The 13,003-nt window shown below is 67.0% G+C and carries 6 protein-coding genes and 3 pseudogenes; 1 reads left to right on the top strand and 8 read right to left on the bottom strand.

The features are described from left to right. The 8 genes and pseudogenes from Q8814_RS09035 to Q8814_RS09000 all read right to left on the bottom strand — a co-directional run. On the bottom strand, positions 1-2,929 hold a 2,929-nt coding region (locus Q8814_RS09035), incomplete at its 3' end, for an error-prone DNA polymerase (RefSeq protein WP_330151670.1). 101 nt (positions 2,930-3,030) lie between these two features. Next, on the bottom strand, positions 3,031-4,227 hold the full coding sequence (locus Q8814_RS09030) for a YeiH family protein (protein WP_330151669.1): 1,197 nt from the start codon (positions 4,225-4,227) through the stop codon (positions 3,031-3,033). Between the two features lie 438 nt (positions 4,228-4,665). Then, positions 4,666-5,700: an AraC family transcriptional regulator gene (locus Q8814_RS09025; RefSeq protein ID WP_330151671.1), complete on the bottom strand. Its 1,035-nt coding sequence runs from the start codon at positions 5,698-5,700 to the stop codon at positions 4,666-4,668. Between the two features lie 100 nt (positions 5,701-5,800). Then, a pseudogene (gene phaZ, locus Q8814_RS09020) lies at positions 5,801-6,623 on the bottom strand (poly(3-hydroxyalkanoate) depolymerase). After that, entirely contained in the window at positions 6,620-7,072 is a 453-nt protein-coding gene (locus Q8814_RS09015) for a MaoC family dehydratase (RefSeq protein ID WP_330151668.1), read from the bottom strand. Before Q8814_RS09015 ends, phaZ begins: the two are co-directional and overlap by 4 nt. 28 nt (positions 7,073-7,100) lie before the next feature. Next, positions 7,101-8,806 (bottom strand): annotated as a pseudogene (locus Q8814_RS09010) (PHA/PHB synthase family protein). Further along, the gene (locus Q8814_RS09005; protein ID WP_330151667.1) at positions 8,803-10,323 is read right to left on the bottom strand and encodes a long-chain-fatty-acid--CoA ligase; all 1,521 of its coding nucleotides are present in this window, start codon (positions 10,321-10,323) and stop codon (positions 8,803-8,805) included. The pseudogene Q8814_RS09010 and the gene Q8814_RS09005 overlap by 4 nt, the downstream one beginning before the upstream one ends. A 97-nt stretch (positions 10,324-10,420) precedes the next feature. Beyond that, positions 10,421-11,567: pseudogene (locus Q8814_RS09000) on the bottom strand (acyl-CoA dehydrogenase family protein). 460 nt (positions 11,568-12,027) lie between these two features. Between Q8814_RS09000 and Q8814_RS08995 the strand changes: the two are divergent. Beyond that, positions 12,028-13,002: a quinone oxidoreductase family protein gene (locus Q8814_RS08995; RefSeq protein ID WP_330151666.1), complete on the top strand. Its 975-nt coding sequence runs from the start codon at positions 12,028-12,030 to the stop codon at positions 13,000-13,002. Position 13,003: the final 1 nt, after the last annotated feature.

Raw genomic sequence — 13,003 nt, 5'->3', positions numbered from 1 at the left:
TCGGATAGCTGTTCGGGGAGACTCCGGTGGCCCACACGTCGGCGGCGGCGAGTTCGTGCTCGCTCATGCCGGGTAGCGCGGGAGCTTCCGTGGACGCGCCGATGCCGGGGAGCCGGCCGGCGCGCTGTGTTGCTGCCGGTCCGGCGGCCCACAGGGCTTCACGACGGGTGATCCCGAAAGCGGCCAGTGCCCCTGCCGTCGCGAGGGACTCGGCCTGCGCGGCAGTGAGCTCGACCCGGCCGGTCAGGTCCAGGAACGACGTGTAGTTGCCGTGCGCGTCGCGCTCGGCCACGATCCGGGCGGCGAGGTCGTCGCCGATATGGCGCACCTCCCCCAGTCCGAGCCGCACGTCCCGTCCGCAGTTCTCGACCCCGCTGTTCTCGACCGTGGCGTGCGCGAGGCTCGCATTGACGTCGGGGCCGTGCACGGCGACTCCGTGTCGCCGAGCGTCGGCGACCAGCGACTGGGGCGAGTAGAACCCCATCGGCTGTGCCCGCAGCAATCCCGCGCAGAACGCCGCGGGATGGTGCAGTTTGAACCAGGACGAATAGAACACGAGCGAGGCAAAACTCTGCGAATGACTTTCGGGGAAACCGAAATTCGCGAAGGCATGCAGTTTCTCGTAGATGCGGTCGGCCACGTCTCCGGTGATTCCGTGCAACTCGCGCATACCATCGTAGAGTCTGTCGCGCAGCCGTTCCATCTTTGCCGGCGAACGCTTGGAACCCATCGCGCGGCGCAGCTGGTCGGCTTCGGCCGCGCTGAATCCGGCGGCGTCGACGGCCATCTGCATCAGTTGTTCCTGGAACAGCGGCACACCCAGAGTGCGTTTGAGCGACTTCTCGAGGCACGGGTGGTCGTAGGTGACGGGTTCGTGGCCGTTGCGGCGACGGATGTACGGGTGCACCGATCCGCCCTGGATGGGACCGGGTCGGATCAGCGCCACCTCTATCACCAGATCGTAGAAGTTGCGCGGTTCGAGCCGCGGCAACGTCGCCATCTGTGCCCGCGATTCCACCTGGAAAACACCGATGGAGTCGGCGCGGCGCAACATCTCGTACACGCCCTCCTCCGTCAGGTCGAGTTGCGCGAGATCGACCTGGGTACCTTCGTGTTCGGCCACGAGGTCGATCATGTAGTGCAGGGCCGAGAGCATGCCCAGCCCGAGGAGATCGAATTTGACGAGTCCCGCTGCGGCACAGTCGTCCTTGTCCCACTGGAGGACCGTGCGACCCGGCATGCGGGCCCATTCGACGGGACACACGTCGGCGACAGGCCGGTCGCAGATCACCATGCCGCCGGAATGGATACCCAGATGCCGGGGCATTCCCTCGATCTGTTCGGCGAGTTCGAGAACGGGTGCGGGAATGTCGGTGTCGGTTTCGACGGTCACCCCGTTCCAGCGGCTGATCTGTTTGCTCCACGCGTCCTGCTGCCCCTGCGAGTAGCCGAGGGCGCGCGCCATGTCGCGGACCGCGGATCTCCCGCGGTAGGTGATGACGTTGGCGACCTGCGCGGCGTGGGTGCGCCCGTACTTCGCGTAGACGTGCTGGATGGCTTCCTCGCGGCGATCGGATTCGATGTCGAGGTCGATGTCGGGTGGGCCGTCGCGTTCCGGCGACAGGAACCGTTCGAATAGCAGATCGTTGCGGACCGGGTCGACGTTGGTGATGCCGATGGCGTAGCAGACCGCGGAGTTGGCTGCCGATCCTCTTCCCTGGCACAGGATGTCGTTCGCCTTGCAGAACTGCACGATGTCGTGGACGACGAGGAAGTAGCCGGGAAATCCCAGCCTGCCGATGATGTCGAGTTCGTGCTCGATCTGCCGATACGCCGCGGGGTTGCGCTCGGGTGGGCCGTAGCGGCGCCGGGCGCCCTCGTAGGTGAGCGACCGCAGCCAGGTCGGTTCGGTGTGTCCGTCCGGTACGTCGAACGGTGGCAGCTTCGGGGCGATCAGCCGCAGGTCGAACGCGCATTCCCGGCCGAGTTCCGCCGCGGCGTGCACGACACCGGGATACGCGGCGAACAACTGCGCCATCTCCGCACCCGAACGCAGGTGTCCGCCTCCGGTGGGCGCGAGCCGGCTCGCCGCGTCGTCGAGGCTCTGCCGATCGGAGATCGCGGCCATCGCCATCGCCAGTCGTCGCCGGTGCGGAGCAGCGAAGTGCGCGGCGGTACTCGCAATGCACGGAAGCCCTTGCAGTGCGGCAAGCTCTGCCAGTGCAGTGTTGCGTTCGCTGTCGTCGGGAAGACCGTGCCGGGTGAGTTCGACGGTGACGCGGTCGGCACCGAATCGGTCGACGAGATCGCGCAGCGCGGCCGCGGCCGCATCGGGGCCCCCGGAGTCGAGCGCGCGTCGTACTGCGCCTTTGCGGCAACCGGTGAGGATCTGCCAGTGTCCACCGGCCGCCTCGGTGAGGGCGTCGTAGTCGTAGCGGGGTTCGTTCTTCACCCCGCCGACGAGGTGTGCCGCGGCAATTACGCGGGACAGTCGGCGATAACCTTCCTGTCCGCGGGCAAGCACGAGAAGGTGGTCGTCGCCCACGGCCAGTTCGGCCCCGAACACGGTGCGCATGTTCAGCTCTCGTGCCGCCTCGGCGAACCGCACCACGCCATACAGACCGTCGTGGTCGGTGATCGCGAGCGCGTCCAAACCCAGCCGCACGGCTTCCTCGACGAGTTCTTCGGGCGTGGAAGCGCCGTCGAGGAAGCTGAATGCCGAGTGCGCGTGCAGTTCGGCGTAGGGCACGACCGGCCCCTCGGGTGGGCGCACCCGGGCTTCGTAGTCGGGGCGGGTGCGCGACCAGGCCGGGCTGTCGTTGCCGTCACCGGGGAAATCCTGACCGGTCCGGGCGTTGCCTGGGTTCGCCCGGCCGGAGAGAACGCGCTCCATCTCGGACCAGCTCGGTGGACCGTTCCCCCACCCCATCCGGCACCTCCCGTATCGCGCGCTCCATCATCGATAATCGCACATACGTTCCCCTGCTCGGGCAGTCTGCCACGTCGGTTTCCGCGCTTTGCGTCGATCGACTACGTGAGCAGCAGCACTCCGGTGAGCGAGGTCGCGGTGACGACGATCGTCGAAGCGGCGGCGAGAGCGAAGGGGCGCCACCCGACACCGCGCAACACGGACAGCCGGACCCCGGTGCCGAGCGCGAACATCGCGGAGGTGAGCATCGCGGTCTGGACCAGTCGCGCGGCGTCGAGCCACGCAGGTCCGAGAACCCCGGTGGCCCGCAGCGCCACGCAGGCAAGAAAGCCGACCAAGAACAGCGGCACCAAGGGCGGTCGCCGCGTCTGCATGGGCGTGACGGCACGGCGTCGTGACACCACCCCGATCCACGCGACCACCGGCGCCAGCAGCGCCACTCGGGCCAGCTTGACCGTCACCGCAATGGCCAGGGCCCCGCCGCCCGCCACCGCGGCCGACGACCCCGCGTCGAGCGCGCCACCGGCCGCAACCACCTGGGCCACCTCGTGAATCGCGGCGCCGGCCCACATTCCCGCCTGAGTGGAGTCCAGGCCCATGGCGGCCGCAGCCGCGGGAAGAGCCGGAATCATCACAGTGCCGAAGATGACGACCAGCGCGACCGTGGTCACCAGCTCTCGCTTGCGTGCGTTCACCACACCGTCGACCGCGGCCGCCGCCGCGGCACCGCAGATCGAGAAACTGCACGCGATCAGCAGCCGTTGCGTGTAGCCGATCCCGAGCCACTTTCCCAACGCCATCGACCCGGCGATACCCAGGACGACCACGCCAGCGACCACCGCGAGCGTTCCCCACCCCAGTGCCAGCACGTTCGGCACCAATAGTTGCAGACCCAGGAGTGCGACTCCGATACGGAGCAGCCGCCGCGACGCGAGGGTCACCCCCGGTTCGAAAACCGCCGGCAGCGTCCTCAGATTGGCGACCACCGCGCCGAGCAGAATCGCGATCAGCAGAGGGCTGATTCCGCCCAGCAGGCGTGCCGTGAGAACTGCGGTCGCCGCCGCCGCGGCGGACAACACCGATCCGGGCAGCGATGCGCGCACCCGTTCGAGCACGACGTTCCTGTTGAGCCGGGTCCTGCGGCCACCGCTGCTTCCTTCCCCGCCTCGGTCGCCCGACTCGGCATGATTGGTCACCACGCCCGCGCTCGGCCGCGTATCTGCTCCGATCGACGTGTCGTGATCGGGATCTCTGCGATCGGACTCCGCGGCCGCGGTAGCATCCAGCACCCTGCACACTCTCTTTCTCGTCAGGTCGGCCTGGATACCCGGCCCGGCCGAGATATTCGACGTGGGTCGGGTCCGTCACTCTCGGTGAGTGACCGAGATATGCTCCATGCCAATGTATTGAGGACATTCGTGGTGACCGGCTCGCTGCGGTGGAGGTCGCCGCGAGCGAGCGGGTCGCGGTGACTCCAGTCCGGCCGAGGTCTTCCTACACAGCCTGAAATGCGACGCCTCTCACAGTATCCGGAGCCGGCACGGCATACTGTCCCCATTGGGACACGATCTATTCGATACGGGACATCCACGTCGAGCCATCCGGAAACCTCGGATCGCGCCGGTGGATATCGGCACCATCTCCGTGCGGTCACCGGTCCGGCGGCGGCTCGCCGGATACCCCTCGCCGACCGTCGGACCCCGACTGCCCACACCCGGCGTCTCGTAGCACGGGTGTTATACCAGCGCGTCCCCAGCCCCGACGATGGGGTCCGTCCGGTATGTAACCCGCCATTGCCTTGGACTGCAGCCGAATTCGCTACTGAACCAGCGGGAGAAGTTGCTTGCGGACGAGAATCCGAGCAACTCGGAGACCTCGGTGAGAGAGTAGCGCCGGCCGGCAACGAGGTGTTCGGCCAGATCCACACGGACGGCGTTGAGCACCGTGGTGTAGTTCTGCCCAGCCCCGGCGAGGTGGCGGTGTACCGTGCGCCGGTCGACCCCGAGGCTGCGGGCGACCTGTTCGACCGAGCATCGCCCGGTGGGCAACAGCAGTTCGATCAACTCGCGGACCCGGGTGACGGGCGTCGCCTCGGACCGAGCGTCGAGAGTGTCGAGAAATTGGCGCGCGTACGGGCCGATCGAGGGACCCGACATGACGTTGGGTGCGTCCAGATCGCTGGTGTACAGGACGATTCCGGTGAACTCCTGGTCGAACTTGACCATCGGGCCGAATGTCTCGAGATGAGTGCTGATGTCCTCGGGTGCGATGTGGGTGAAGCAGACCGCCAGCGGCTGCCAGCGACCGCCGCGGAAATCACGTAACAGCCCATGCAGTACCCCCATCGCCAGTTCCGCGGTCTGCCGGGTGTCCGCGGGTTCGCCCAACTCGAGCGCCACCCGGATCGTCGCCACGTCCTCGGCCTCGACCAACCGCATCCGCAGGGCCTCGTTGTACATGTGCTGATAGCGCATCAAGAACTTCAGCGCACTCCGGACGTCGGGTTCCTCCCGGATGACCAGGCTCACCGGGCCGAGGCTGGCGAAGCGCCGCCGCTCGACGAGCCGCAGCCCGAAATCGGGACAGCGGGTCGCGGCCGCCGAGCGTTCCAGCAGGCGGGCAATCGCGATGGCGGGGACCCACCGGTCCGGCAGGCCCAACCCAGCGGGCTCGAGCCCGACGCCGCGCAGCAGCGGGGTCGGATCGGTCCCCAACGACGCGCACAGCTCGGCATACCCGGTGATCGCGGCGTAACGCGCCAACCGCTTCATGTGCGGTCCCACACTCTGCTCCGGAGAGAACACCCCATGTCACCTCAAGATACGCTCGATCGGCCGGGGCCCCTGCACGCCCCCGCGGTCATTGGAGATGTCATCGTCGTTGTTCGGGTTCGCGGAGGAAGGCGTCGATCGCCGGGGCGAGTCCACCGGCGTTGGTGATCGGTTCGATATGTCCGCCGTCGTGCACGTGCAGGGTGGCATGGGCAGTAGTCGGTGCAGGATGTGGGCGTTGATGATCGGGACGATGGGATCGTCGGTGCCGGCGACGATCAGAGTGGGTTGACGGATGGCGGGAAGCATCGGCAAGCTGGTCCACACGGCGCCGGCAAGCAGCTGGTGCAGATAGCCGATCGTCGACCCGTCGTGGAGCTGAGCGGCGAAGAGTGCGGCGATGTCCTGGTCTCGATTCCTCGCGGTGCCGCCGTAGATCTGGCCGGCGATCGCTGCGACGTGGTCGGGGTCGGTGAACCGGCGACCGGTGAGCATCTTCGCAAGCACCCGGGGTTGTCCGGGCACCATGAGGGCACCGGTAGCGGTGGCGACGAGCACGAGTCGGCGGCATCGACGCGGGTTCTGGAAAGCGAACTGCTCGGCCATGCCCCGCCCCAGGACAGACCGAGGACGTCCACCGTGTCGAGACCGAGTCGGTCGAGTACCCGTCCCAGTAGCCTTGCGAGGCAAACGAATCCGTAAGGAATCAACGAGGCCGGCGACCCGCCGGCACCAGGGACGTCGAATCGGACGACGGTAGTGGCCGGGTCGAGGGCGGCGACCAAGGGATCGAGCACCTCGAGCCCGGCGCCGATTCCGTTGCACAGCACCAGCGGCACACCGGATCCGTGCCTGATGTGGACCCGGACGCGCCGCCGGCCCACGGTGATGCTGGTCTGCGTGGTGCGGGCGTCGGCGGTCATCGGTAGACGACGACGACCTCGGCCACACACACCGGCCGGGTCCCACCCTGGATCTCGTAGGTGAGAGTGAACACCGCCTCGATGCCGGCGGGTTTCTCCACGGCCGCGGTGAGGGTCACGGTGGCGCGCAGTTTGGCGGCAACCGGGACCGGTGCGGGGAAGCGGACCTTGTTCGCTCCGTAGTTCAGTGTTGCACCGAGCTGTTCTATGGTGAGCACTTCGGCGAGCGCGATCGGCGTCAGCGCCAGGGTGAGGTACCCGTGGGCAATGGCGGTGCCGAAGGGTCCCTCGACGGCCCGGACAGGGTCGGTGTGAATCCATTGATGGTCGCCGGTAGCGTCGGCGAACCGGTTCACCTGCTCCTGGGTGATCTCGCGCCAGTCGGTGTGGCCGAGTTCGCTCCCGATCAGGTCGAGCAACGCTCGCGGGTTGTCGAGTGTGGTCGTCATGATGTCGTCTCCTGGGTTGCGGTGGGGGTCAGGGGTGCTGCACGTAGGTGCCGGGGGCGGGGTCGAGCGGGCGGTGGTCGGCGTCGCCGAGGGTGGTGGAGGCGGCGACGGTAGCGCCGCTGCGTGCGGCGAGCCAGGTGGTGTAGTCGGTCCACCACGAGTCGCGGACGACCTCCGAGCGGTCGAGCCACTGATCGGGAGTGTCGACCTCGACGGACCCGATCCGGAAGGACACCTTCGGGTTCCCGGGTGGGTTGACCAGAGCGGCGACGTGTCCGCCGGTGGAGAGCACAAACCGGGTGTCGGCGCTCCCGAGCAGGGCGGCGCTGCGGTAGCAGGCCTGCCACGGAGAAATGTGGTCGGCGACGCCGCCGATCACATACGCGTCAGCGGTGATCGCACCGAGATCGATCGGGGTGCCCAACAGGTGCACCGCGCCGGGACGGACCAGCGCGTTGGCGGCACCGATGCGAACCAGGTCGCGGTGCAGGCCGGCCGCCATCCGGGTGGTGTCGGCGTTCCAGTGCGGCACGTCGAACGGCGCGGGTCGGCGGCCCTGCAGGTAAATGTTGACCCAGTAGCGCCACACCAGGTCGGTCGGGCGCAGCCAGGCGAACACCTCGGTCAGTTCGCCCCATCCAGGTAGCCCTTCGACTGTGAGCGTTCGATCGCGGTCTCGGCAGTGCGTTCGTCGAGGCTCGCGGCGGCGAACCCGGCCCGGGCCTGGTCGAGCACGGTCACCGTCAGGGCGAGCCCGGCGACCCGGTCGCCGTCCCCGGTGGCAGCCAGGTGCGCGGCGGTCGTCGCGGCCAGGATCCCGCCCGAGCAGCTGCCCTGCAGGTGCGTGCGTTCGCTGCCGGTGATTGCCTGGACGGCGTCCATCGCCTCGAGGATCGCTGCGCCGTAGGTGTCGAGGTCCCAGTCCCGATGCTCGGCATGGGGGTTGCGCCAGGAGATGGTGAACACCTGCTGGCCCTGGCGCAGGACGTGCTCGATCATGCTGCGGCCGGGGGCGATGTCGGCGATATAGTACTTGTTGATCACCGGCGGCACCATCAGCAGTGGCACTTCGAGCACGGTCGCGGTTTGCGGTGCATATTGGATCAGCTCGAAGACCGGGGTGCGCAACACCACCGCTCCGGGTGTGACTGCGACGGTCTCGCCGAGGGTGTAGGACCCGGGCTCGATCATCGCCGGCACCCGCGGCTTGGTAGCCATATCGCGGGCGAACGCGCGCGCCCCGCGCAGCGCGGACAGGCCACCGGTATCGATGAGCGCCTTGAAACCGAGCGGGTTCAGCAGCGGATTGTTACTGGGGGCGAGAGCCTCGACGAGGTTGTCGAGCAGGAACCGCATCCGTTCGTCGTCACGCCAGTCCAGGCCGGCCTCGGTGAGCAGGCAATCGGCAGTGTCGGCGGTGGCGAGGTAGGCCTGCATGAGGCGACGCAACCACGGATTGTGCTGCCACGCCGGGTCGGCGAATCTCTTGTCGCCCTTGACGGGTGCCCGCTCGGCGCGGCCGGCAGCGACGCCGGCGAGTTCCTTCGCCAGGGTGCCGCCATGGTGCGCGAGCGTGCCAGGTCGGGTAACCAGCGCGCCCGCGAGCCGGGCCCAGGACCGGTTGGGCAGCATCCGACCGGCCACGCCCCGGGCAGAGCCCACCATGAGCAGATCCAGCGGAGCGGCGGGTTCGTCGGGGCGATGCACCGGCGCGGTAGTAGAGATCACGGTCATGGTCGGTTGCTTCTGCTTTCGAATGTCGGGATGGTGATGTCGCGGCGCAGGATCTTGCCGGTGGGACCGTGAGGGAGGTCGTCGAGGATCCAGATGCAGCGCGGGTACTTGTAGGCCGCGACCCGCTGCTTGACGAATTCGACGATCTCGGCGGGGTCGGTGTTCATGCCGGGTTTGAGCGTTACCGCGGCGCCGATCTCCTCGCCGAGGCTGTGGTGTGGAATGCCGATTATCGCGGCCTCTGCCACGGCAGGGTGTTCGTAGACGACTTCCTCTACCTCGCGGGGATAAACATTGAACCCGCCGCGGATGATCAAGTCTTTCTTGCGATCCACGATGTAGAAGTAACCGTCGGTGTCGACGCGGCCGATGTCGCCCGTGGCGAACCAGCCCGCCTCGTCGATCGCGGTCGCGGTTTCCTCCGGCAGGTTCCAGTAGCCCTTCATCACGTTCGGTCCTGCAATCTGGATCTCGCCGGGCCGGTCGGCCGGGACCTCGACACCGTCGCCGTCCACGACGCGCATCCGTACGCCCTCGATCGGGGTGCCGATCGAGCCGGCCTTACGGACGCGGTTCGGGTGGTTGAACGACGCGACCGGCGAGGTTTCCGACAGCCCGTACCCCTCCAGGATCACCGCGTCGAAGGTCCGCTCGAACTCGGTGAGCACCGCTACCGGCAGCGACGCGCCGCCGGACACGCACACTCGCAGGCTCGCCGTCGTTGCCACGTCCGATTCCTCGGCGACACCGAGCATCGCGGCGTACATCGTCGGAACACCCTCGAATACGGTGACCCGATCACGGGCGATGACGTCGAGTGCAATCCGCGGATCGAACCGCGGCACCAGGGTGAGCATGGCACCCACCAGGACCGAAGCGTTGAGTCCGCACGTGAGCCCGAAGACGTGGAAGAGCGGCAGTGCACCCATCACCACATCGTCGGGTCCGATCTGGATCAGAGTACGGGCGGTCACTTCTGCGTTGCATGCCAGTCCGGCGTGGGTGAGTTCGGCGCCCTTGGGTTTTCCGGTGGTACCCGAGGTGTGCAGGATCACGGCCGTGTCCTCACCGGACCGTGCCACGGGCGCGGTCTGCGGCGGAAGGTCGGCGATCAGCCGGGTGAGATCGTCGTCGTCCGCCAGCCACAACCGGGCGTCTCCCGCCACGGCCGCGGCGCGGGCATGCTCGGCGAATGCCGATGTCGCGAACAGTGCCGCTGCGTCGGTGTTGGTCAGGAAGAACTCGATTTCGCGGGCCTTCAGCAGCGGGTTCATCGGCACCGCGACCGCGCCCCGACGAAGGATGCCGTAGAACACGATTGCGAACGCAGCCGTGTTGGGCAGCATCACCGCGACTCGGTCACCGGGCGCGATCCCGGCGCGCTCGAGCAGCGTCGCCACCCGTGCCGCGGCGGCGTCGAATTCCGCGAACGACAACGTGTCCTCGCCGCACCGCAAAGCGGTCTTGTCGGGGTAGTTGCGGGCCGACGCAACGAGATTGGTACTGAGATTGGTCATGTTGTGGTCTCCAGGGTCGATCGGGAAGGTTGTCGTCGGTGGCTGCGTCCGAAGGGCTGGACCCGGGGGCTCAGCCGACGGACCCCCGCAGTCATGCTCACAGTCCGAGGTCCCGACCGATGATCTCCTTCATGATCTCGTTGGAGCCGGCCCAGATCTTGGTCACCCGGGCGTCCTTCCAAGCCCGTGCGACGCGGTATTCGTTCATGAACCCGTAACCGCCGTGCAGTTGAACGCAACTGTCGAGGATTTGATTCTGGACCTGCGAGCTCCACCATTTGGCCTTCGCAGCGTCCACCGCACTCAACCGGCCCTCGGTGTGCGCCTGCACGCACTGATCGACGAATGCCTGCGCCACCTCGAGTGTTGTGACCAGTTCGGCGAAAAGGAACTTGTTGTACTGGAACGAGCCGATCGCTTGGCCGAAAGCCTTGCGCGCCCGGGCATAAGCCAGGGTTTCGATCAGGATGGCTTCGGCGTGTGCAAGATTCGACACCGCGGCGCAGATTCGTTCCTGCGGCAGCATGCGCATCATGTGTGCGAACCCGCGATCGACCTCACCGATTACGTTCGCCGCGGGTACCCGGACGTCGGTGAAGAACAGTTCGGCCGTGTCCGATTCGGGTTGCCCCCACCTTGTCCAACTTGCGACCGCGTTCGAAACCCGCCATGCCGGTCTCGACCGCGAACAAAGTGATACCTTTGGCCTTCTTCGCGGGATCGGTCATGGCGGCCACGATCACCAGGTCCGCGTGGTAGCCGTTGGTGATGAATGTCTTGGATCCGTTGAGGATCCAGTCCTCTCCGGCGCGTCGGGCCGTGGTCTTCAACCCGGCGAGGTCCGAACCCGCAGCAGGTTCGGTCATCGCGATCGCGGCGATCAGCTCACCGGAGCAGAACCGCGGCAGCCACCGCCCCTTCTGTTCCTCGGTGGTCAACTCCACCAGATACGGCGCCACGATGTCGTAGTGGATTCCGAAACTCGACGAGATCGCCGCACTTACCCGCGAGAGCTCCTCCCCCACTACGGCATTGAATCGATAGTCGCCCGCCGCACTCCCGCCGTACTGTTCGGGCACTTCCAAACCGAGCAGACCGAGCTTGCCGGCCTCGAGCCAGATCTCGCGGTCGATGAACCGCTGCTCGATGATTCGCTCATGCTCCGGAATCAGGTGACGCTGTGTGAAATCACGCACGGTATCACGGAAGTCGAGGTGGTCGGCGGCATAGATGGTCCTGGTCATCGGTCTTCCTGGGGGTGACGATGGGCGCATCGGGCAGGTGGCGAGTAGGCCGGCTGCATGACGATCCCGGTACTGGTGGCGTTTGCCCACGGAGTGCGGGACTTGACCGGAGAACCCATGCGGCTCTTCGGGATGCGACTCCAGAGTAGCCCGACCATACCCCTCGTACTTATCCCATCGGGTCAGAAATCTGTTCCGATCGGGACAGTCGGGGGACGACGAGGATCTAATTGCCCCCGGAGCCCCGGCGACCTGCGTCCCAGACGGAATACTCGAAGTCCCGTTATGAAAAGTAATCGCGGCCCGGAGCGACTAATGTTGGATTCATCACAGAACGGGCCATCGGGTGTCCTGCCCCATACGCCGAAACCGGCACACCGGCCCGCAAATGGTTCCAGAACATTCCATTCGGGTTTTCGAGTCATCACGGCGCCGAAACCGGACCGAGAAGGAGAATACAGTGGCGAAGGTTGTTCGTTTCTACGAGACCGGCGGGCCGGACGTACTGCGTTGGGAGACAGCCGAAGTCGGGGAACCCGGTCCGGGCGAGGTCCGGATCCGCCACGGCGCGGTCGGACTGAACTTCGCCGACACCTACTTCCGGACCGGACTCTACCCAGCCGCATTGCCGGCCGGCATGGGCGTAGAGGCCGCAGGCGTCATCGAAGCAGTCGGCGCCGGCGTATCGAACGTGCGGGAGGGCGACCGGGTCACCTACACCGGAAGCCCCCTGGGGGCTTACAGCACAGAGCGAGTGATGTCGGCCGAACACCTGATCGCGCTCCCGGACGAGATCTCGTTCGAGACCGCGGCGTCGATGACCATGCGAGGGCTGACCAGTGCGTATCTGCTGCGGCGCATTTCCACGCTGCACGCCGGCGACACGGTGCTGCTGCATGCCGCTGCGGGTGGGGTCGGCTCCATCGTGACCCAGTGGGCGAAGCTACTGGGAATCAACGTGATCGGCACCGTGTCCAGCGATGCCAAGGCCGAGGTCGCCCGCGCCAATGGCTGTGCGCACGTGATCGTCTACACACGTGAGGACGTCCCTGCCCGGGTCCGCGAGCTCACCGACGGTGTCGGAGTACCGGTGGTGTTCGACAGCATCGGTGCATCTACGTTCGCAACCTCGCTCGACTCGTTGGCCCGCCGGGGCCTGCTGGTCTGCTTCGGCACAGCATCCGGTCCGATCCCGCCGATCGACGCTATGGCGCTGGCGGTCAAGGGCTCACTGTTCGTGACCCGCCCCGCACTGGCCGACTACATCGCCGACCCGGCCGAACGGGCCGAACTGGCCGGCGAGGTATTCGGCCACGTCGCCGCCGGCCGGATCCGCATCGACATCAACCAGCGCTACGAGCTGGCCGACGCGGTGGCCGCGCACCGCGACCTCGAGACCGGCGCCAGTGTCGGCACCTCGGTGTTCACCCTCTGAA

Source organism: Rhodococcus chondri (assembly GCF_036327435.1).
Lineage (GTDB): Bacteria > Actinomycetota > Actinomycetes > Mycobacteriales > Mycobacteriaceae > Rhodococcus > Rhodococcus chondri.
The sequence above is the reverse complement of the archived record's forward strand: the minus strand, read 5'-3'. Positions and strand labels throughout refer to the sequence as shown.